Source organism: Sorangium sp. So ce726 (assembly GCF_051521405.1).
Lineage (GTDB): Bacteria > Myxococcota_A > Polyangia > Polyangiales > Polyangiaceae > Sorangium.
Genome location: NZ_CP150349.1, coordinates 9,402,462 through 9,423,398 on the forward strand (window position 1 = coordinate 9,402,462; position 20,937 = coordinate 9,423,398).

The window sequence follows — 20,937 nt, forward strand, 5'->3', positions numbered from 1 at the left end:
ATCGAAGATTCCGGTACGACGGAGGGGGAGCCAGCGCGCATCGTTTGGTCTGATCGGAGGTCGACGTGGAGCTACTCGAGAATTTGCTGTGGCTGTGCAGGATCCCCTCGCCGTCGGGTGAGGAACGCAACCTGGCCGACGAGCTGACTCAACGGCTCGCAGCGCTGCCCTTGGCCTCACCGCCGCGCCGCTACGGGGACTCTCTGGTGGCGCCACTCACGCGCGGGTCGGGAGGCCCCAAGATTCTGCTCGTCGGGCAGCTCGACGTGGCGAACGCAGGGCAACGAGGCGAAGCGCGGACGGAGAACAACCGCGCGCTCGGCGCTGGCGCCGCAGAGAAGAGCGGCCTCTCCCTGATGCTCGATCTGGCCGAGCGCCGGCCGCAGGTACACACCGATATCACCCTCGTGTTTCACGCGCGCGGAGCGTGCGGCTTCGACGCGAGCGAGCTCAGGGTGGTCATGAAGCAGGACGCCGAGCTCCGGGGGGCCGACTTCGCCCTGGTGCTCAAGCCCACGGACAACAAGCTTCAGCTCGGCTCGGGAGGCTCGACACACGCGACGCTCGCCTTTGCAGGCCGCACGGGGCACAGCGGGCTGCCCGGAGCCGGCGTGAACGCGATTCACAAGTTCGCGCGCGTGCTCTCTCAGCTGGTCGCGTTCGAGCCCGTACCCGACGTCGTCGACGGCCTCACCTGGTACGAGATGATGAACGCCACCTCGGCGCACGGGGGCCGTTCCGGCAGCGTCGTGCCAGACCAGCTGGAAGTGAACGTGCACCACACGTACGGTCCCAGCACGAGCTCCCACGCCTCGCAAGAGCGGCTGATGGCGCTCGTGGACCGCGTGGGGGCCGTCCGGTTCGAGGAGCTCTCCCGTCCGGCGCCGCCGAACCGGAGCCACGCGCTCATCGCAGCTCTCGAGCAGAGCGGCGTTCAAGGCGTCGAGGCCCGGCAAACCTGGTCGGAAGTGGCAAGCTTCACGACGCTCGGGATCCCGGCGGCGAATTTCGGACCGGGCGCGGAGCGGACGATGCACGCTCTGAACGAGGTGACAGAGCTCTCGGAGCTCGCGCGGGCGCGAACCATCCTCGACCGCTGGTTCGCCAAGATGACGTGACTTTGGTTGGCATCTTTAGAGAAAAATTGAACAGGGAGGCGGGGAGATTCATGGGACTTCACTCCCCTTCTCCCCGCCTCCCTGTGAATTTCCCGGGAAATTCGAGGGGATGCTTCAGACCCCTCACCCGATGCGCCGCAGCCAGCGCTGCTCTGCCTCCGAGACCACCCTGCGTGGCACGGTTGCCCGCTGCAGCACGGGGAGCACCCTTGCCGGGTTGCACCCGCAGAGCCCCGAGGCCCAGGCGGGATTCGCCTCGACGACGCCCCAGCCCCGCCCTGCCATGCGCCCGACGTCCACGACCACCGCGGGCGGGAGCTCCACGTCAGTGTCTGTGAGCACCGCGCGGATGGACGCGGATGCCGCCTCGACCTCCGCTGAATCCGCCTCCCACTCGCCAGCCGCGTTGCGCGCGATCTCCCCGCCGCGGATGTAGGGCGAGAGCGCCGCCACCTCGCGCTCCAGCACGAAGCACCGGAACTCCACCTCGAACACCACAGGCTCGCTCACGAGGACGGGCAGATCCAAAGGCAGCCGCGGGTCCGGATCCATCGCGGCGCCGTCCGCGTAGACGCGCGCTGGGAACAACTTCTCATCCGTTGGCTTGATGAACGCAGGCTCATGGAGCGCCAGCGCATCCTCGAGGGTCGTGAGGCGCACGCTGCGAAGGCGATGGCGCTGGGGCAGGCGGGGCAGCCAGTCCGCGGTCGGCTCGAGCAGCGCGACCTCGAGGTCGTCCATGATGGCGTCGGCGAGAAGGGTCTCGCCGTAGAGCACGGGGTCGCGCGCCGCGAGGCCCTCGGGGCAGCGGAACGCGCGAAGGCGCTCGACGTCCCAGCCGGCCGCGAGGGCAGCGGCGAACAGCGCGTTCGAGTCAGGGCTATAGCGCTGCGAGAGGACGAGCGTCGGCACGCGCTCGGATGTAGCACGATCCTCGGCAGCGCGAGGATCGAACGCCCGCTGTCGCTCCTCCGGGCCGGCTGAACTTCAGCGCTCTCGCGGGTCATCGCGGCGCGCGAGATCCCGCCTCTGGGCGCCGGCGGCGACGGCGCCACCAGCGCCTATCGTTCGATCTCCGTTGCGGCTGAACAACAAGCGCCGAAGCCCGTCCTGGAGACTCGCGACGATGGGGACGCCATCGAAGCCGAGATCGCAGTCGATCAGCAATCTCGCCATGGCCGGCGAGATGCCCGCGATGACGCACTGCGCTCCAAGCAACGAAGAAGCGCGCACCGTGTCGCGAAGGTGGCGTGCCCCTTCCGCGTCCACGAAAGGCACGCCGGTGACGTCGAGGATCACATGCTCCGCCCGCGTGTCCACGATGGCCTGCAGCAGCACGTCGAGGAGTCGGGCGGCGCGCTCGGCGTCGATGTGGCCGATGAGCGGCAGCGCGAGGATGCCGTCCCAGAGCCTGAGCACGGGCGTGGACAGCGCGGCAATGGCGCGCTGCTGCTCCTCGCTCACGCGGAGCTGCTCCTCGAGCCGCTGGGTCCGCTCGTCGATCGCGGCCTCGAGCTGCGCCGTCTGGACCCGCAGCTCGTCCTCGGACCGCTTGAGCTCGCCGACGTCCACGTGGATCTGCAGCACCTCGCGCACGTTGCCCGCGGCGTCGCTGATGGGATGGAGCGAGGAGGCGACCCAGCGGGCCATTCCCTTCTGGAGCGTGTCTGCCTGGACCGGATCGTAGCGAATCGTGGGCAACGCCGTGGCCTCGCCCCGCCAGAACGCTCGCTCGACGAGGGGCATCGACCCATTGGCGGATACCTGCTCGTCCTTCAGCAACCGCCACCCGGCGACATCCCGGAGGCTCAAGCTCCAGAGCTGCTCCCACCGGCGATTCACCTCGAGCACGCGGCTCTCGCCATCGTAGATCATCATGCTCACGATGCCATCGTCGAGCAGGGCCTTGTAGCGGCGCGCGGGGATCTCCAGCTCGGCAACGCGTTGGCGCAGCGCATCGATCTCACGCTCGAGCTCGTTGATCGTCGGAGTTGTCTTCTGTTCCATGTTCTTTCAGTCCGCGTGCTCCGTGACGAGCATCCGCCCCGGGAAAGACGGCCTCGGTATGGGCTGGGTCGCGTCCAACGAGCGTGGCGCGGGCGCGTTGATGAAATGACGGCCCACACCGACAGGAGGCGCGCAGCGTTGTATCTCCGGTCGCGGCGAGCTTCAACCCGGCGGACGTCTGCTGGAAGAAGAGGAGCTCACTGGCGTCGCTGATCACGACGGCGCGGCGGATCCAGCTGTCCAGCTCGGCAACCTCCGGTCAGGTCACCGGGCTCGTCACATCATGGGATTGCCGAGGATGCCTCAACCCGGGTCGGGTTGTCGGTTGTCGCCTCGACCCGGATCGGGTTCACAGGCCCGATCGGCTCCGGCTCAGGGCGACCCCTGCTTCGCGCACGGGTCCGCCGCCGCGGCCGCGCCGCGGCCCTCCCAGAGGCGAGCGAGCGGGCTCCTCGGGCCGACCGCGCCTGCGCCGGTGAGCGCCGCCCACGTCAGGATGGGGCCATCGCCCTCGAGCACGCGCAGCGGCGGCGGATATCCGGTCGCGGCGAGCTTCAGCCCGGCGGGCGTCGGCAGGAGGAGCAGATCCGGGTTGTCGAGGCTCACGCGCTCTCGCAGCAGCTCGAGCACGGTCGCGTCGCCGTCGGCAAACGGCGCGAGGCAGCGCTCCAGCAAGGGCCGCAGGGCCTTCTTCGACGCTGCGGACCGGTCGAGCAGCTGGGTCACGGGCGCGCCCGTGCGCGCGTCGAGCACCTGCCAGCGCTCTGGCCCAGGATCCCAGGGGTGCGTGCCGCCCTCGTACCGCATCGCATCGTGGGAGCGGACCGCGAGCAGCCCCTTCTCGTTGAGGGAGATCTCGAAGGTGCGCGATGCGGCCATTCGCTCGCCCGTCTTGCACGCGCGCAAACTCGCCTCGTCCCCCTGCCCGAACACCCACGCGCCGCTCTCGAGCGCGCGGTTGAGGGCCGCCTCGCTCTTCGCCGTCGCGGCGCCGAAGATCTCGGGCCAGGCGAGCTCCTCGCTGCACGCCTCACCAGGCTCGAAGGGGATCCCCATCCCGTCGGACGGGCCATCGGGGTTCGGCTGCGGCGGGAAGCGGCGCGCCCTCTTCTTCGTGGCCACGAGCAGCACATCGCGCGCGCCGACCGAGGCGAGGTCGAACGGCAGCGAGGCGCCCCGCGGGCTCGTCCACGTCCCGAGGAGGTGGCCGTCGGCCCGGCAGGTGCCCGCGAACTGGCCCGTCGGGCGCGCCGGGTTGCCCTCGACGAGCGCGAGCTCGCCAGCGTCGGTGACAGACCCGGACAGCGGGATGTCGACGCCGACGTGGGCATAGAAGTAACGGCCCCGCACGGTCCCTCCGTCGCGCTCGAGCCGCGCAAAGACCTCGAGCTTCGGCCCGATTGTGCCGTGGAAGCCGCGCTCCAGCGCACAGGCGCTCTGCGGCGCCGGCGCGGCGCTCGCGGCAGGCGCGGGCGCGACGCCCACGGCCGGCGCCGATGGAGACGGCGCCGCGGGGGCCGCCGCCTTGGCCACGGCGGGCGCGGCGCTCGCGGCAGGCGAGGGCGCGGCCGCCGGGCCGCACGCCGGCAGAGCGAAGACCAGCGGCAGGAACGCTCGATATCGCATGGACAGCCATTGTGCAGAACAGGACACCAGCTGTCGTCAGGGAAGCGCCGGCCTGAAGCGGAGCGGCAGCGACACGGGGCCACGCACGGTGAGCGTGCGGTTGTAGGGGATCTCGCCCGGCGCGCGGGTCACCTCGCCGATCCTCGGGAGCAGCACCTCGAGCGCGACCTTCGCCTCCATCCGGGCCAGCGCCGCGCCGAGGCAGAAGTGCGCGCCATGCCCGAAGGTCAGGCTCGGCTGCCCGCGGTGCAGATCGAACCGATCGGGATCCGTGAAGCGCAGCTCGTCGCGGTTCGCCGAGCCGACAAGGGCCAGCACGAGCGAGCCCGCGGGGATCGTCACGCCGGCCAGCGCGACGTCCGACGTCGTGAGCCGGGGGACGGACTGGGTCGGGCCGTCATAACGCATCATCTCCTCGATGAACCTCGGGATGAGCTGCGGCGAGGCGCGCAGCCGCTCGAGCTCCGCGGGGCGCTCCGCGAGCAGGAGCATCGAGCTGCCGAGGAAGTGGGTCGTGGTCTCGAGGCCGCCGCCAAGGATGCTGACGAGCAGATCGATGATCTCGCGATCGCCAAGGAGCTCGCCGGCGCGAGCGAGCTCGCTCACGAGGTCGTCGGAGGGTGAACGCCTGCGGGCCTCGATGACGTCGGCCATGTACCGGTCGAGCTGCGCGATCGTGGCGCGGACGCGGGCGGCGTGCTCCGTGCTCGCCGGCTCGGGCGTCACGGACAGGAGGTCGTCCATCCACCGCTTGAAGTGCGGCTCGAGCGCGTGATCCAGGCCGAGCAGCTCGCTGATCACGAACGCCGGCAGCGGCGCCGCGACGGCGGCGATGAAGTCGACCTCGCCGTCGAGGCGGGCCGCGAGCCGCTCGCACAGCTCCCGGGCCCGCTGCTCGATGCGCGCGATCGCCGGCGCCCCGAAGGCCCGGCTCACCAGGCCGCGGAGCCGCGCGTGATCCGGGCCATCCATGGCCAGGATCGAGCTCGCGAGCGGGTTGTGTCCCACCCACGCCGGCTGCCAGGCGGCCCGGAACCCCTGCGACGAGAACCGCTCCGGGGTCCGCAGGACCGTTGCGACATCGGCGTAGCGGCTCACCGCCCACATCCCGCCAGGATCCACCTGGCAGACCGGCGCCTCGCGGCGCATCACAGCGTACGGCGTATAAGGATCCGCTCGGAAGGCGGGTGTCATGATGTCCACGCGCTCGCTCATGAAAAGAGACCTCCCGCGATGGCCCCGAGCACACGCCGGGCCCGCGCGGGAGAGGCGGCGTTTCATGGGAGATCCGGGGCTCGTCCGTGGCGCCTCGCGAGCCTGCCGGTCAGGGTGACCGGTCACCCCTGTCACGTTGAAAGGTCGTCCCATGCGCGCAGCCGATCTCGACATCCGGAAGCTGCTCGACGTCGATGCGCGCGGCGGTGTCGTCCGCTTCGCCGGGGAGCGAGCGGTCATCGTCGACGCCGGCGCGCTCGGGAGGCTGCGCGAGGAGCTCGTCCGGATCGCGGGGTACGCGGGAGCGCGCGCCGTGCTCACGCGCTTCGGCGTCGAGCACGGCGCGCGGATGGCGGAGGCGATGGTGTCCCGGCTCCCCTGGGACAGCGACGCCGAGCTGCACGGCGCAGGGGCGCTGCTCCACACGCTGCAGGGCTTCATCCGGCTCGCCCCCGGGGACACATCGCCCCTCGCCTCGCGCGGCGCCACGCTCCTCTCGTCGTACGAGGCCGAACAGCACCTCCTGCACCTCGGCCGCGCGGACGAGCCGGTCTGCTGGATGCTCGCCGGCATCGCGAGCGGCTACATGACCCGGGCGACGGGCGAGGCGGTCTACGTCATCGAGGATCGGTGCATCGGCCGGGGCGACGACGTCTGCCACTTCCAGGGCCGGACGAGTGCTGCGTGGGGCGCTGCGCTCGAGGAGCACCTGCCGTTCTTCCGCGAGAGCGACCTCGACCCGTCGCTCCGTGAACCCGCGCAGCCCGCGCTGCGTAGGGCGACAATAGGACGCGCGCTCGGCGCGAAGGCGAGCGTCCTGCCCCTCGCCGCGCCGCGGGGCGAGCCGCCGATCCCGCTGGTCGCGGAGAGCCCGGCGATGCAGCGGGCCCTCGACCGCGCGCGGCGGGTCGCGCCGGTGGACTCGACGATCCTGCTCACGGGCGAGAGCGGCGCCGGGAAAGAGCGGGTGGCGCGGCTCATCCACGGCGCGTCGGCGCGCGCCGCGGGCCCGTTCGTCGCGGTCAACTGCGCGGCGATCACCGAGACGCTGCTGGAGAGCGAGCTCTTCGGGCACGCGCGCGGCTCGTTCACCGGCGCGACCCACGACCGCGCCGGGCTGTTCGAGGCGGCGCGCGGGGGCACGCTGCTGCTCGACGAGGTCGGCGAGGCCCCGCCCGGGGTGCAAGCGAAGCTCCTCCGCGCGCTCCAGGAGCGGCAGGTGCGCCGCGTCGGCGAGAACGCGAGCCGCCCCGTCGACGCCCGGATCCTCGCGGCGACGAACCGCGATCTCGCGGCCGACGCCGCGGCGGGGCGCTTCCGGCGGGACCTCTACTACCGGCTGCGGGTCATCGAGATACACCTGCCGCCGCTCCGCGAGCGCCGGGAGGACGTCCTGCCGCTCGCGCGGGCGCTGCTCGCGGCTGCGGCACGCCGGCTCGATCGGCCTGTCGCGGGCTTCACGCCGGAGGCCGAAGGCGCGCTGGAGCGCCATGGGTGGCCCGGCAACGTGCGCGAGCTCGAGAACGCCGTGGAGCACGCGGTCGCCCTGGCATCGGGAGGCGTCGCTGCTCTGGACGATCTGCCGGACGACGTCCGCGGCGCCGCGCCGACCGGCGGCGAGGCGGGCGAGGCGCCGGCCGCGCGGACGCTGGAGGGCGTCGAGCGGCGCGCGATCCTCGCGGCGCTCGAGCGGCACGGCGGCAACCAGGCCCGCGCCGCCGCGGAGCTCGGGATCGGCGCGTCGACGCTCTACAGGAAGCTCAGGAAGTACGCGCGGGGCGCGGGGTAGAGAGGCGCAATGTGTCGACGACGGCCGGCCCCGCCGGTGCCGGAACCCGGAAAACCACGGGGCCCAGCTCTCCGTCCCTGAGAAGCTCCACGACCACGCACATCGGTGCTTGACTAGGGCGACGTCGGTTGGTACTCCTCCGCCCCCATCGACGGAGACGACCTCCAAGGAGGTCCCGGCGCGCTCAGCCTCGTCGCTGATCGCACTGCACGAGAGTGGTTTCCTGATCGATGGATCTCCGTTTGCGGGAGTAACTCAGTGGTAGAGTGCAACCTTGCCAAGGTTGACGTCGCGGGTTCAAATCCCGTCTCCCGCTCCACGACATAGACGCTGCAACACCGGACGTCGCTGAGCATGCGCTCCGCGCGTCCCCGTGGCGCGTCAATCAATGTGCTTCGCCCAGCGCGAGGAGGGCGAAGCTCGCGAGCCAGTGCTCGCCCATGTAATCGCCGGCGACGTGCGGCAGGCTGGCGTCGAGGTGCCGCTCCGCCGCGTCGAGGGCGCGAGCGCGAACCGCATCCCCTTCGGGCAGCGCCGCGGCGAGCGAGCGCCAGCACCAGGCGCGGCTCAGGTTGAGGCCGTCGAGGTGGGCGATCTTGCCGTCGCTGCGATCGCTGACCGTCGCGGGCTCGAACAGGGTCGCGGGCTCGCCTCGCGCCGCCCGCGGCAGGAACCGCGCGAACCAGCCGCGGAACTCCGGTCCGGGCAGGGCCCGGCGCATGCACTCGGCCTCCACGAGGGCGGGCGAGAGGAAATCGTCCTGCGAGGGCTCCCACGCCTGGCAGTCCGCGTCGCGGCCGTACCAGGCCCGCGCGGCCTCGACGCAGCGCCGCGACAGCCGCTCGTCGCCCTTCACGGCGGCGTACTCCTGCGCAAGCGCGAGCGCGAAAGCGCTGTTCGTGTGCGCGCCAGCGCGGACCGGATACGTGGCTTTGGGCAGGTACTCGAGGAGCCGCCCGGCAAACGCGTCGCCGAGCGGGGCCAGCGCGGCCGACCAGCGCCGCCCCTCCTCGGTCTCGTACCGCGAGAGCTCGGCCGCCAGCATGAGCAGCCACGCCCACCCATAAGGCCTCTCGAAGCCGCGGCTCGACGGTCGCCGCAGATAGGCCAGCTCGCCGGCGACCTTCTCGCCCGTGAGCTGCGCGTCGAGCAGCCCGCGGACCGACGCGGCGCCGGGCACGCCAGGGAAGAGGCGGTGGATCCGCGCGAGGAGCCAGTGGCCGTGAACGCACGAGTGCCAGTCGAAGCTGCCGTAAAAGATCGGGTGCAGATCGCGCGGGCCCTTCACGTCCTCGGGGCCGGCGATGATGTGATCGAGCTTGTTCGGGTACTCCCGCGTCACGTGGCCGAGCGCGATGGCGGCGAGACGCGAGGCGATGTCCGGTGTCAGGGCGTGCGTCATGCGATGGCGACCTCAGCGCCGGAAGACGAGCAGGTACATGAGGAGCGTGTTCCCGATCAGCAGGAGCAGCGCGGTGGGGAGCTGGACCTTGATCACGCCGTCGCGATCGGGCAACCCGAGCAGGGCCGCTGGGACGATGTTGAAGTTCGCGGCCATGGGGGTCATCAGCGTCCCGCAGAAGCCGGACAGCATGCCGAGGGCGCTCATGATCGCCGGGTCGCCGCCGAGCCGGCGCACGATCAGGGGGAGCCCCACGGCCGCGGTCATGACGGGAAACGCCGCGAAGGCGTTCCCCATGATCACCGTGAACATCGCCATGCCCACGGTATAGGCGGCCACCGCGGCGAGGCGGCCGCCGCGCGGGAGCGCGCTCCCGGCCAGCTCGCCGACCACGTCTCCCACGCCCGCGGCCGCGAACACGACCCCGAGCGCGGCCAGCAGCTGGGGCAAGATCGCCGCCCAGCCCACGATGTCGAGCAGGCGCCGGCCTTCCTGCAGAGGCGCGAGCAGCGGCGGGCGCAACCACGCGACGGAGACGACGAGCGCCAGCACCACGCCGAGGGCGAGCGAGATCAGCGTCGCCTGCTTCGGGTCGAGCAAGTGCGCGCCGTGGATCTCGACCCGCTTGAGGACCAGCGCGCCCAGGAGGGCGGTCGCCGGGATGATCAGCGCCGGGACGAAGAGGAGGTCGCCGCGCCGCTCGGCGCTGGCGCGCCGCTCCTCGGGAGTCGTGGTGGCGGGGCGCCCCTGGCCCAGGCCCCTGACGCCCGCGAGGAGCACAAGCGAGATCACGAGCACGCCATTGCCGAGATCCCCGAGGCGCGAGCCGAAGAGGAAGCTCGCCGCCAGGAGACCCCAGAACAGCGTGTTCTTCCATCGCCTCGAGTTCTCGCGGTCGAGCGCGCTCAGGACGGCCGACGCCGCGAAGAACAGCCCTCCCACGAGGTAGACGACATCGAGCGTGATCATTCGGCCGCCTTCCCCGCGTCCGCACGGGCGAGCTCGCGGTGGAGCCGCCGGTCGAGCAGGAGGAGCCGAGTCCCGTGGATCAGGAGCGCCAGGACCGCCGAGGGGATGGCCCAGACCGACAGCTGGAGCGGCTCCACGAAGATGCCGTTCTGCTCGAGGAACGCCTTGATCAGCAGGATCGACGCGATCGCGAGGAAGATGTCCTCTCCGAAGAACAGCGCCACGTTGTCGGCCGCCGCCGCCGAGGCGCGGATCAGCCAGCGCGTCCTGTCCGGCAGCGGTCCATACCGGTTCTCCGCCACGGCCTCGGCCATGGGCGCGATCAGCGGCCGGACCATCTGCGCGTGGCCGCCGAGCGAGGTCAGGCCGAGCGCCGCGCTGAGCTGCCGCACCGCGAAGTACACGAGCAGGATGCGCCCGGTCGTGGCCGTCTTCACCCGCGAGATCAGCGCGCGCGCCCGCTCCTGGAGGCCCGAGCGCTCCAGGAGGCCGATGACCGGCAGGACGAGCCAGACCAGGCTCACATAGCGGTTGTCGTTGAACGCCTTGCCGAGGACGGAGATCCCCTCGACGAGGCCCATCCCCGCCGAGAGGCTGGTCACGATGGCGGCCGCCGCGACGACCAGGAGCGGATGGATCCGGGCCACGAAGCCGACGACCACGACCGCGACCCCGAGGAACGTGAGCATGCTTCTTCCCCCGTGTTCGCAGCCACCGTGGCACGCCAGCGACGGCATCGCCCATGAGCGCGCGCAGCGCAGCGCGGCCGGCCGCCTCTCCTTGACGCCGGCCGGCGCCTCGGATGGCGTGCCCCGAGGCGACGGACACAGGGGTCGCCGGCGAGGCCACGAGGGCTCGGCCCCGCAGCCCGCAGCTCAACGGAGGATCGCCAGCGTGGACCACCAGACCAACGAAGAACTCGTCATCTCGTCGGACAAATCGCGTCTCGACCTCGATCTCATCCACACCTTCCTCGCTTCTGCCTACTGGAGCAAGGGCATCCCGCGGGAGGTGGTCGAGAGGGCCATCCAGGGCTCGCTCTGCTTCGGTGTCTACAAGGCAGGAGCGCAGGTCGGGTTCGCCCGGGTGATCACCGATCAGGCGACGTTCGCGTACCTGGCCGACGTGTTCATCGTCGAGGCGGAGCAACGAAAGGGGTACGGCAAAGCGCTGGTCGCTCACATCACGGAGACCCTCGGCCGTCTCCGGCTGCGGCGGACGTTGCTCGCCACCAGGGACGCCCACGGGCTCTACCGGCAGTTCGCCTTCACGCCCCTCGCGACGCCGGACACGATGATGGAGATCAACATCAAGGACATCTATCAACGGTAGGGCAAAACGGGGACATCGTGAGCAGCGGCGCGCTGCCCGGCCCGAAGCTCCGTCACAGCCCCAGGCGCCGCAGCGGGAGCTCCCGGGCGCGCGTCTTCGTCAAGGCGAACACCGCGTTCGCGATCGCGGGCGCCACGGGCGGCACCCCGGGCTCGCCGACGCCCCCGGGCGGGGCGTCGCTCTTCACGATCTCCACGTGGATCCGCGCCGGCACCTCCGGGCTCCGCACCACCGGGTAGTCGCGGAAGTTCGTCTGTTCGACGGCGCCGCCCTTCATCGTGATGGCGCCGTGGAGCGCGATGCTCATCCCGAAGACCACCGCGCCCTCCATCTGCGCGCGCACGCGGTCCAGGTTGATGACCGTGCCGGGGTCCGCGACGAGCCACACCTCGTCGACCTTCACCTTGCCGAGCGCGTCCTTCGAGACCGCGGCGACGACCGCCACATACGTGAGGAAGCTCCGGTGCGCGGCGAGGCCCAGCGCGCGGCCCGCCTTGCGCGCGGCGTCCCACCCCGAGAGCTCCGTCACCCGCTCGATGACGTGCCGGAGGCGGCCCACGTCGACCGGGTGCTGCTCGATCGACGCCCCGTAGTTCGGGACCTTGTCGACCCCCAGCTCGGCGGGCGTCGCCTTGCGGGCAGGGCCGAGCACCTCGAGCAGCACCTCGCGCGGATCCGCCTGCCGCGCGTGCGCGATCTCGTCGATGAAGCTCTGCACCGCGAAGGCGTGGAAGATGTTGCAGACCGACCGGAGCCACCCGATCCGGACGTGCGCCGGCGCGTCGCACGCCTCGGCGCGGACGTTGGGGGCCGCGAGCGCGAGATCGAGCACGCCGAGGCCGAGCTCGTTGTCGCTCGGGGTCGTCACCTTCGCGTCGAACGTCGACGGGATCGGCGGGAACGCCGTCCGGTGCAGCCAGGCCGTCACCTTGCCGCTCGCGTCGAGCCCGGCCGTGAGGTGCTGCGCGCTGACGGCATGAAAATAGCCGTTCTGCACGTCGTCCTCGCGGGTCCATTGCACGCGCACCGGCGCGCCCAGCTCGCGCGCGAGCAGCGCCGCCTCGGCGACGTAGTCCGGCTTCGACTTCCGGCCGAAGCCGCCGCCGAGGAACGTCACGTGCACGGTGACCTTGCCCTCGTCGACGCCGAGCGCCCGCGCCACCTCGGTCCGCGCCGCCTGCGGGTTCTGCGTCGGCGCCCACACCTCGCAGCCGTCCGCGTCGACCTTCGCCACCGCCGAGGGCGGCTCCATGGCCACATGCGCGAGGTGAGGCACGTAGTACTCGGCGTTGACCGTGCGCGCCGCCGCCTTGAGCGCCCCGTCGACGTCGCCGACCTTCCGCACGACCTTGCCCGGCGCGCGCACCGCGCGCGAGAGCGCCTCGCGGTAGCTGGCCGAGTCGTACGACGCGTTCGCGCCGTGATCCCACACGATCTCCAGCGCCGCGCGGCCGCGCATCGCGGCCCACGTCGTGTCCGCCACGACCGCCACGCCCCCGAGCGGCTGGAACCCCACCCCGCTGCCCTTCGGCGCCGGCAGCTCCACGAGCTTCTTCACGCCCGGGACCGCCAGCGCGCGCGCCCCGTCGTACCGCACGACCTTGCCCCCCACGACTGGCGGGTGCGCGATGACCGCGGTGAGCATGCCCGGCAGGCGCACGTCCGCGCCGAACTGGGCCGCGCCCGTGACGATGGCCGGGCCGTCGAGCAGCGGGAGCGGGCCGCCGACGCGCTTGAGCTCCGAGGCGGGGCGGAGCGGGACCGTCTCCGCGTCGGGCACCGGGAGCTTCGCCGCGTCGGCCACGAGGTCGCGGAAGTCCAGCGAGCGCTTCGACTTCGCGTGGTGGACCGCGTGCTGCTGGGCAACGCACTCCGCGGCGGGGACGCGCCACCTCCTGGCCGCGGTCGCGACGAGCATCGCGCGCGCGGTCGCGCCCACGCGCCGCATCGGCTCGTAGCCGCCGCGCACGCTGCGCGAGCCGTCGGTGTTCTGATCGCCGTAGGCCTTGTCGCCGTCGGCTTGCACGATCTTGACCCGCGCCATGTCCGCGCCGAGCTCATCGGCGACGAGGACCGGCAGCGAGCTGCGGATCCCCTGCCCCATCTCCGATCGGTGGCAGACGATCGACACCGTCCCGTCGGGCGCGATGTGGAGGAACACCCCGGTCCGGAGCCCCGGCTGCGCCTTGGCGCCGCTGGGCGTAGGCGGCGGCGGGTTGACGTCGCGCGCAGGCGGCGCGGCCTCGGCGACCCCGAGCGCGAGCCCGCCCACCGCGAGCCCGAGCCCCGCGAGGAAGGAGCGGCGGAGGAGGACGACCCGTTGCTGTTCCATCTTCACTCCGTGGGAAGGCCGGCGGCCTTGCGGACCGCCGCGCGGATGCGCGTGTACGTGCCGCACCGGCAGATGTTGCCGGCGAGCGACCTGTCGATGTCGTCGTTCGAGGGCCGCGGGTTCTTCCGCAGGAGCGCGGCCGCGCTCATGATCTGCCCCGCCTGGCAGAAGCCGCACTGCGGGACGCCGAGCTCCACCCACGCGCGCTGCAGCGGGTGATCGCCGGTGGGGCTGAGCCCCTCGATCGTCGTCACCGAGCCGCCCGCCGCGCGCTTCACCGGCGTCACGCAGGCGCGCACCGTCTCGCCGTCGAGGTGCACGACGCACGCCCCGCAGAGCGCCTGGCCGCAGCCGTACTTCGTCCCCGTGAGGCCGAGCACGTCGCGCAGCGCCCAGAGGAGCGGCATGTCCGGATCCACGTCGAGCTTCTGCTCCGCGCCGTTCACCTTCAGGATGATCATGGTCGGGACTCCTCGGGCGGGCACGCCGCGCCCGCCTTCACCCACGCGTCGACGAGCGCGCCAAAGGCCGCCTGCGAGCCGGGCGCCTTCGTGCGGCCATGGCCGGGCGCCCACCCCCACGCCACGAGCTCGTCGCGGTTGGAGTGCTCGACGATCTGCGCGAGCGTCTTCTTGCCGTTGCGCGCCGGATCCTTGATCTGTGCGCAGATCGCCGCCGGCGACCGCCCGAGCCACGCCATCTCCGCCGGCGCGAGGTGCCAGCCCGGCGCCCCGGGGACGCGGGCGAGCTCGAGGTTCTGCGCCTGATGGCACGACGTGCACTCCATCGCCGCCACCCCGCGATCGTTCGGACCGCGCTCGGCCGGCGGGCTGTGGCGCTCGCCGGCGTCGCCCTGGCGCGGGACGCCATCGTGAGGATGGCAGTTCACGCAGCGCGGGTGGAGCAGCACCTTGCTCGCCTCGAGGAAGAGCGAGGCCGCGCGCGCGTCGTCGTCCCGGATCGCCGCGAACGCCTCCGGACTGCGGAGCTCGCCCGGAGCGACGGGCGGAAGAACGACCGGCCTGGGCGCCTCCGCGGGGCGCGAGTCGCACGCCGCGGCGAGGAGCCCGGCGCCAGCCAGCAGGGAACAGAGGAGCAGAGGCTGCATCGCCCGGCCTACCCTGGTGACTCGGCGCGCGAACGACAAGCCCCGATTCGACCTGCGCCCTCGTCGCGTCCCCCGTCACGTCCACTGCCAGCGCAGCTCGCGTTACGTCACGGTTTCCGGCGACAGGGCGACGCGTGGAGCGCGCGATGACGGAGGCCGTGAACCGTCCGTGAGCCGGTGCAGACAGCGCGCAGCACAGCCGCGACCACGCCTGTAGCGAACTGTCACGAGCGCGCTATGCAGCGCGGCTCCACGCCACGACGTGACACCCCGACGCCGGCGCATGTCCTGGTAACCCCTCCGCCGGAGCGATGGCTCGCGGCGTGCAAGCCAGCTCCGGCATGAGCAAGACGTTAGGAATAGGCGAGGCCACCCAGCCATCGCCCTGCCTGATCGCCCCAGCTGAGGCAGGCTGCCACACCGCGTCGAGCTCGGAGCGCGGACCGATGCCGGGGATGCACGTGGGCTCTCAACTCCGGCTCATCCGCGCGCTCGGCCAGGGAGGGATGGGGAGCGTCTGGCTCGCCGAGCACGTCGCGCTCAGGACCCATGTCGCGGTGAAGTTCCTCCGCGACATGTACATGGACCACCCGCTGGCCATCGTGCGCCTCCACCGGGAGGCCGAGGCCGCAGCCCGCATCCAGAGCCCGCACGTGGTGCGCGTGTTCGATGTGAGCTTCACCGACCAGGGGGTCCCCTACATCGTGATGGAGCACCTGGAAGGGCAGACGCTGCAAGATCTGGTCGAGCGCCGCCGGCGGCTCTCGCTCGACGAGACCGTCTCCATCCTTCGCCAGCTCTGCGCCGCGCTGGCCAGGGCGCACGAGGCGGGCATCGTTCACCGCGACATCAAGCCCGAGAACATCTTCCTCGTGGAGGGCGAGGGGGAACCCTTCGTGAAGGTGCTCGACTTCGGCATCGCCAAGAACACCGCCGAGGAAGCCGAGCGGCTCACCGTCACGGGCGCCATCCTGGGGACGCCGCACTTCATGTCGCCCGAGCAGATGGCGGGCGGCGCGCGGGTCGGACCGCACAGCGATCTCTGGGCCCTCGGCGTCGTGGCCTACTTCTGCTTGACCGGGCGGATCCCCTTCGACGGCCCCACCGTCGCCGCGGTGGCGGTGGCGATCGATCGCGGGCCGCCCCCGCCGCCGTCCCGGCTCGCCCCGGGTGTGCCGCCCGCGATCGACGCCTGGATCCTCTCGCTGCTCGAGCCCGACCCGGGGCGCCGCGCCCGGAGCGCCCGCGCCGTCCTCGAGGCGCTGGACGCCGCCGTCGCCGCCGTCGCCCACGTCGCCGCCCAGCGGCCCACCCAGACCCAGCTCATGCCTCCGCGCGAGGCCCTCGGCTCGGGCGAGGGTTACTCGTCCCTCGTGACCACGCTCCTGCCGTTCGGCACGCTGGGCGTGAGCTCGCCTCGGCAGCGGGCGCGAGCGCGCACCTGGGCGCTGGCCGCGGGCGCCGTCATGGGCCTCAGCACCCTGGCGTGGGCAGGGGCCTCCGGCGTCACCCGGACCGCGCCGGCAGCGCAGACCGCGTCGATCGCGATGGTGGCCGGCGGAGCGCCTGGGCGCGCCGCCCCCGCCGTCGAGCCCGCAGCCCAGTGCGCGACGAGCGCGCCGCAGGTCGAGGCACAGGCCGCAGCCAGGGCGCCGCAGGTCGAGGCACAGGCCGCGGCCAGGGCGCCTCAGGTCGAGGCGCAGGCTGCAGCCACGGCGCAGGCCGACGCCAGGCCGCCCCAGGCCGAGGCGCGGGCCGCGGCCACGGCGCAGCCTGTTGCAGCCAGGGCTGCAGCCGACGCCAAGGTGCCGGCCGTGGCTGGCGCCAAGAACGCCTTGCCGGCGGCGCTCGCCGTGCCGGCCGCGACGCCAGGCAAGACGGTCGCGACGCGCACGCGCTGGCGCCGCGATCTCGGCTTCTGACAGGAGAGGAGACCCATGCGCCCCCGGCCCAGCACGCTGATGGTGATCGCCAGCCTGATCCTCGCGGCGCCGCCGGCGCTCGCCGGCGACGCGGCGGAAACCGCCGGCGGCGCCGCGGACGAGCAGGCGCGGCGCGACGCCCGGGAGCTCGTGTACCGGGGCGATGAGCTCTTCATCCTGAGGAGGTACGCGGAGGCGCTCCGCGCCTACCAGCGCGCCGAGCAGCTCGTCTGCGTGCCCTCGACCTCCATCGAGGTGGCGAAGGCGCTCGCCGCGATCGGCCGGCTCAGCGAGGCGCGCGAGCTCGCGTCCACGATCGCCTCGTCGCGCGCGCTCCCCGGGGAGCCCTGGCCGTTCATGCAGGCACGGCGCCGCGCCGACGCCCTGCGCGACGAGCTCGACGACCGCATCCCCCGGCTGAAGGTGCGGCTCGTGCCGAGCCCCGCCGGGGCCAAGCTCCGGATCGACGGCCAGGAGGTGAAGGCCTCCCCGGAGGGGACCTTGATCGATCCTGGCAACCACTGGGTCGAGGTCGAGGCCGACGGCTACGTCGGCGCCCGGCAGCGGGTCTACGTCCCGGAGCGGGAGATCACGGCGCTCGACGTCTCCCTCACGCCGGAGCCCCGCCCGGAAGGCGTCTCGCCGTGGGCCATCGGCGGGTTCGTGGCCTCGGGCGCCGGGCTGGCGGTGGGGCTCGGCGTGGGCGCGGCCTACCTGAGCGCGAGGAGCGACCTCGCCGAGGCGTGCCGGCAGGGCGCCTCGGGCTGCTCGGCAGACGCGCGCGGCGACGCGAACGCCCTGGGTTGGGTCTCGAACGTGGGGTTCGGCCTTGCCATCGCCGGCGCGGCCGTCGGCGGCATCACCCTCGGCATGGAGCGCTCGAAGGCCCCGGCCTCGAGCGTCACGTGGGCGGTCGGTCCGGGCTTCATCAGCATGCGAGGGACGCTGTGAGGGCGCGCGAGGCTGCCGCATGCGCGTTCGCCGCGTGGGTCGCCGGGTGTCAGGTCGTGGCCCCGCTGCCCGACGCCGAGGACGGCGACACCTCGGCCGCGGGCGACGGCATCGACAGCGGCGCCGCCACGGGCGACGCCGGCGCTGGGAGCCCGGAGAGCTGGGTTCCGCCCACGGAGGAGGCCGGCCCGTGCGAGATCGCCGCGTGCTCGACGCACTGCGCCCGGTCAATGGATCTCTGCGAGCTCACGCCGCAGTATCCGTCGGTCGAGGCGTGCTGCACCATCTGCGAGGCGATGCCGTCGCCCGAGGGGTATGCCGGGTGCCGCGCGGTGGAGACCGGCGATCCCGCCGGCTGCACCGCGGCCGGGCCGCTCGGCCCGGAGGGCGACGACGGGTGCGTCGGGCGGTGCGAGGCGGCGTGCGCGCTCTACGCGGCCGTATGCCCGATCGAGCTCGCGGACATCGCGGCCTGCGAGGCCCTCTGCGCGCTCTTGCCGGCGCCGGAGGTGTTCAACGCGTGCGGCTCGCTCACCGCCGAGGGCTCGCTCGGGTGCAGTACGCAGCAGATCTACGCAGCGCTCGGCGCGGTCGACAAGAAGGAGCGCGACAAGGTGTGCCGCGACATCCTGGAAGGCCGCTGCCCCAAGCCGGCGTGCGCGGACGGCGACTAGCTCGATCCCGCCTCGCGAACGGCACCGCAAGCGGGGGAGTCTGCCTGCTCTCCGCCGGTGCGTTCGCCTGGGCAGCCGATCCTTGGGAGCGGGAAGCGCTCGCCGCGGAGGCGGGCGGCGACGTCTAGCCGGTAGGCGCCGTGCCGTTCAGTGCGGCGCCGGGCACCGCGGGCGCTGCCGTGCCGTTCAGCGCAGCAGGCGCCGCCGTGCCGTTCGGCGCTGCGGGGATCACAGCGCCGGGCGCCGCCGGTTCAGCCGGCACCTCGTCGCCCGGGGCGGCGACGGTGTCGCTGTGCGCCGTCGCGCGGCCAGTGCGGCCCTTGTAGAGAGAGGGGGCGATCGTATCGGCGTCCTCCTCGTCCCAGCGCAGGTACGCGACGGCGCGGCGGGTCTGGTCGTAGGCGTGGACGAGCAGCGAGAACGCCCGCGCCCTCCTGTCCGCGGCCTCGGTTGGCCCGGGGCCTTTGCCGTGCTCCCGCACGCCGAGGGCCGCGAGCAGCTGCGGCCCGATCTCCCCCGCGCGCCTCACCTCCTCCTCGGTCGCCGCCGTCTTGTTGGCGACCTCCGCCCAGCTCGCAGTGAACAGCGCCGAGAGCGCGACCAGGTCGTTCGCCGTGTCGATGTGCCCCAGCCCCGCGCGGATCTCCGCGACCGTGTCCGCGTCGAGCAGGCCGCGTCGGGCCAGCGCCTCGGCGTCGCTCAGCAGGTTCTCGCGCAGCGGGGCAGCCTCCGCGAGCAGCGGCTTCAGCGCGTTCTCGGCGCCTCCGCTCGACAGCCACGCGAGGTGCGCGTACCACGCGGCCAGCGCGTAGGTCTCGAGCCGGTCGAGCAACGCGACATCGTGCGTCGGCACGTGCTCCGCGATGGCGGAGCGCAGCGCGAGGAGGCCGGGCAGCACGCCCAGCACCTGGGAGACGACCCGGGGAATATCGAGGTTGATGGCGATCAGCCGATCCGGGCTCAGCGCCTCGATCTCGGGCAGGATCTTGTCGAACGCCGCCGCCGCCTGGGGCGGGGCCGCAGGCTTCTTGGGAGCGGGCTTCTTCTTGAGCGGAGAAGGCTTCGTCATGAGGGGATGACCTCTCGTTGTTCGTCGTCGCGGAGCAGCGGAGAACAGGTACGACGCGCTCCACCCCTGCGCGCGGGACGTGTTGAGAACGTCAGGCGCACGCCGGACGTTCCGGGCAGGGATAATCACCCCCCCGCACCCGTCAATCGACATGCCGTCTGATTTTCTGACGGCGTGCCGCCCCTCGTCGCGATCTTGCGTCATGGGCTGGGCCCCGCGAGGCTCGCGAGAAGTCGCCTGGAGGTGTCATGTGCCCGGCGCGCGGCGTGGTGGCGTCGAGTGTGCTGCTCTCGCCACGGCGTCTGGTAGCTGTCAGCACGCATGTCGGCACGCACCGTGCCATCCACGTGTGGCGGTTCGCGGCCGACCGTTTCCGTTGCCGGCAGGGCTGCCGGCTGCCTCCCCCAAACCGTTTCCGTTGCCGGGAGGGCTGCCCAGCAGCCTCCCCCAGACCGTTTCCGGTGCCGGGAGGGCTGCCGGCTGCCTCCCCCAAACCGTTTCCGGTGCCAGGAGGGCTGCCCAGCAGCCTCCCCCAGACCGTTTCCGTTGCCGGGAGGGCTGCCGGCTGCCTCCCCCAAACCGTTTCCGGTGCCAGGAGGGCTGCCGGCTGCCTCCCCCAGACCGTTTCCGTTGCCAGGAGGGCTGCCGGCTGCCTCCCAGACTCGACCGAGCCGCCGATCGACAGGCCCTTGAAACGGCCGGCGATCGGCTTGCCCAGTTCTTCGATCTCGAGCATGGCGTCGACGAGGACAACGAGCCCGAGGCCGCGCTGTGCGCCTCCGCTTGGACGAGAGCCGCCCGCCGGACCGCAATGGCTCCGCGGGCTGTCGCCACCGTCACCGAGCGCGCTCGCCTACAACATGCCGCTGTGCGCCTCGCTGGATGGCTTCACCTTGCACGCGGCGACACGCGCCGGTGCGCACCATGCCGCGGCGAGGGAGGCGCTTTTGCGCTACGTCCTGATACCCCCGATCGCGCAGGAGCGCGTCGAGCTGCAACAGGACGGCTTGGTGCGGCTGTCGCTTAAGCGCGCCTTTGCCGAATGGACCGTCGCGGTCGACATGGATCCGCTCTCGCTCTTGTGCCGGCTCGCCACCAGCGTCCCGCCCCCGCGCTTCCAAAGCGCCTCGACATGGTGGAGGCTCGGCGCCTCTGGGCACGCATCCACCACCTCGAGCCTTCGATCATGGCGCTCTGCCAGCTCGGGGTCGTGGATACCCGTCTCGATCGCTGGGACGTGGCCGCGGAGGAGCTGTCGAGGGCGCAGCACGCGACCCGACGCCCCAATGCTGCTCCGCCGACGCGTAGGTGCATCTTCGACGGAATGCCGGCGAGGGTGGACGACGGCGGCGCGCTGTCATCGGTTGTTATCGAGCGCGTATTGACACCGCATGTATTTCCGGACAACCCTGCGCGCGAATTC

General features: G+C 72.4%; 18 protein-coding genes and 1 tRNA gene. 8 read left to right on the forward strand and 11 right to left on the reverse strand.

Going from position 1 to position 20,937, the window contains the following annotated elements; genetic code table 11:
* The first annotated feature begins 65 nt into the window (after positions 1–65).
* The gene (locus WME79_RS34915) at positions 66–1,118 is read left to right on the forward strand and encodes a peptidase dimerization domain-containing protein (RefSeq protein ID WP_437523781.1); all 1,053 of its coding nucleotides are present in this window, start codon (positions 66–68) and stop codon (positions 1,116–1,118) included.
* Positions 1,119–1,241: 123 nt separating this feature from the next.
* Here WME79_RS34915 and WME79_RS34920 read toward each other — a convergent pair whose 3' ends face one another.
* The 4 genes from WME79_RS34920 to WME79_RS34935 all read right to left on the reverse strand — a co-directional run bounded on the left by WME79_RS34920 (position 1,242) and on the right by WME79_RS34935 (position 5,966).
* Positions 1,242–2,030, reverse strand: a complete 789-nt coding sequence (locus tag WME79_RS34920; RefSeq protein WP_437523783.1) for an ATP-grasp domain-containing protein — start codon at positions 2,028–2,030, stop codon at positions 1,242–1,244.
* A 75-nt stretch (positions 2,031–2,105) separates the two neighbouring features.
* On the reverse strand, positions 2,106–3,125 hold the full coding sequence (locus WME79_RS34925) for an STAS domain-containing protein (RefSeq protein ID WP_437523786.1): 1,020 nt from the start codon (positions 3,123–3,125) through the stop codon (positions 2,106–2,108).
* A 372-nt stretch (positions 3,126–3,497) separates the two neighbouring features.
* Positions 3,498–4,751 (reverse strand): hypothetical protein, encoded by a 1,254-nt coding sequence (locus WME79_RS34930; RefSeq protein WP_437523788.1) that lies wholly within the window; start codon positions 4,749–4,751, stop codon positions 3,498–3,500.
* 36 nt (positions 4,752–4,787) lie between these two features.
* Entirely contained in the window at positions 4,788–5,966 is a 1,179-nt protein-coding gene (locus tag WME79_RS34935; protein ID WP_437523790.1) for a cytochrome P450, read from the reverse strand.
* Between the two features lie 151 nt (positions 5,967–6,117).
* On the opposite strand from WME79_RS34935, the gene WME79_RS34940 reads away from it, so the two are divergent.
* Both WME79_RS34940 and WME79_RS34945 read left to right on the forward strand, forming a co-directional pair.
* A complete protein-coding gene (locus tag WME79_RS34940) occupies positions 6,118–7,755 on the forward strand; it encodes a sigma 54-interacting transcriptional regulator (RefSeq protein ID WP_437523793.1) in 1,638 nt (545 codons plus the stop codon).
* A 244-nt stretch (positions 7,756–7,999) separates the two neighbouring features.
* Positions 8,000–8,074: transfer RNA gene (locus tag WME79_RS34945), tRNA-Gly, on the forward strand.
* Between the two features lie 66 nt (positions 8,075–8,140).
* Here WME79_RS34945 and WME79_RS34950 read toward each other — a convergent pair.
* Genes WME79_RS34950 through WME79_RS34960 form a run of 3 tightly spaced genes read right to left on the reverse strand, consistent with a single transcriptional unit; the run spans position 8,141 to position 10,815 of the window.
* Positions 8,141–9,157: a DUF2891 domain-containing protein gene (locus tag WME79_RS34950; protein ID WP_437523797.1), complete on the reverse strand. Its 1,017-nt coding sequence runs from the start codon at positions 9,155–9,157 to the stop codon at positions 8,141–8,143.
* A gap of 12 nt (positions 9,158–9,169) precedes the next feature.
* On the reverse strand, positions 9,170–10,126 hold the full coding sequence (locus WME79_RS34955; protein WP_437523800.1) for a DUF979 domain-containing protein: 957 nt from the start codon (positions 10,124–10,126) through the stop codon (positions 9,170–9,172).
* Positions 10,123–10,815 (reverse strand): DUF969 domain-containing protein, encoded by a 693-nt coding sequence (locus WME79_RS34960; protein ID WP_437523803.1) that lies wholly within the window; start codon positions 10,813–10,815, stop codon positions 10,123–10,125. The genes WME79_RS34955 and WME79_RS34960 overlap by 4 nt, the downstream gene beginning before the upstream one ends.
* Before the next feature lie 205 nt (positions 10,816–11,020).
* On the opposite strand from WME79_RS34960, the gene WME79_RS34965 reads away from it, so the two are divergent.
* The gene (locus tag WME79_RS34965; protein WP_437523806.1) at positions 11,021–11,458 is read left to right on the forward strand and encodes a GNAT family N-acetyltransferase; all 438 of its coding nucleotides are present in this window, start codon (positions 11,021–11,023) and stop codon (positions 11,456–11,458) included.
* A 52-nt stretch (positions 11,459–11,510) separates the two neighbouring features.
* Here WME79_RS34965 and WME79_RS34970 read toward each other — a convergent pair whose 3' ends face one another.
* Genes WME79_RS34970 through WME79_RS34980 form a run of 3 tightly spaced genes read right to left on the reverse strand, consistent with a single transcriptional unit; the run spans position 11,511 to position 14,898 of the window.
* The gene (locus tag WME79_RS34970; RefSeq protein ID WP_437523808.1) at positions 11,511–13,790 is read right to left on the reverse strand and encodes a molybdopterin cofactor-binding domain-containing protein; all 2,280 of its coding nucleotides are present in this window, start codon (positions 13,788–13,790) and stop codon (positions 11,511–11,513) included.
* A gap of 2 nt (positions 13,791–13,792) precedes the next feature.
* The gene (locus WME79_RS34975) at positions 13,793–14,251 is read right to left on the reverse strand and encodes a (2Fe-2S)-binding protein (RefSeq protein ID WP_437523811.1); all 459 of its coding nucleotides are present in this window, start codon (positions 14,249–14,251) and stop codon (positions 13,793–13,795) included.
* Positions 14,248–14,898: an Isoquinoline 1-oxidoreductase subunit gene (locus WME79_RS34980; protein ID WP_437523814.1), complete on the reverse strand. Its 651-nt coding sequence runs from the start codon at positions 14,896–14,898 to the stop codon at positions 14,248–14,250. Before WME79_RS34980 ends, WME79_RS34975 begins: the two co-directional genes overlap by 4 nt.
* 455 nt (positions 14,899–15,353) lie before the next feature.
* Between WME79_RS34980 and WME79_RS34985 the strand changes: the two genes are divergently transcribed.
* From WME79_RS34985 to WME79_RS34995, 3 genes are read left to right on the forward strand one after another with little or no spacing between them, the layout of a single operon-like run.
* Positions 15,354–16,820 (forward strand): protein kinase domain-containing protein, encoded by a 1,467-nt coding sequence (locus tag WME79_RS34985; RefSeq protein WP_437523817.1) that lies wholly within the window; start codon positions 15,354–15,356, stop codon positions 16,818–16,820.
* Between the two features lie 15 nt (positions 16,821–16,835).
* Positions 16,836–17,771: a PEGA domain-containing protein gene (locus WME79_RS34990; protein ID WP_437523819.1), complete on the forward strand. Its 936-nt coding sequence runs from the start codon at positions 16,836–16,838 to the stop codon at positions 17,769–17,771.
* The gene (locus tag WME79_RS34995; RefSeq protein WP_437523822.1) at positions 17,768–18,445 is read left to right on the forward strand and encodes a hypothetical protein; all 678 of its coding nucleotides are present in this window, start codon (positions 17,768–17,770) and stop codon (positions 18,443–18,445) included. Before WME79_RS34990 ends, WME79_RS34995 begins: the two co-directional genes overlap by 4 nt.
* A 124-nt stretch (positions 18,446–18,569) precedes the next feature.
* On the opposite strand, the gene WME79_RS35000 is transcribed toward WME79_RS34995, so the two are convergent.
* Positions 18,570–19,514: a hypothetical protein gene (locus WME79_RS35000; RefSeq protein WP_437523825.1), complete on the reverse strand. Its 945-nt coding sequence runs from the start codon at positions 19,512–19,514 to the stop codon at positions 18,570–18,572.
* A gap of 860 nt (positions 19,515–20,374) precedes the next feature.
* Here WME79_RS35000 and WME79_RS35005 point away from each other — a divergent pair.
* Positions 20,375–20,899: a transposase gene (locus WME79_RS35005; RefSeq protein WP_437523828.1), complete on the forward strand. Its 525-nt coding sequence runs from the start codon at positions 20,375–20,377 to the stop codon at positions 20,897–20,899.
* The last annotated feature ends 38 nt before the right edge of the window (positions 20,900–20,937 follow it).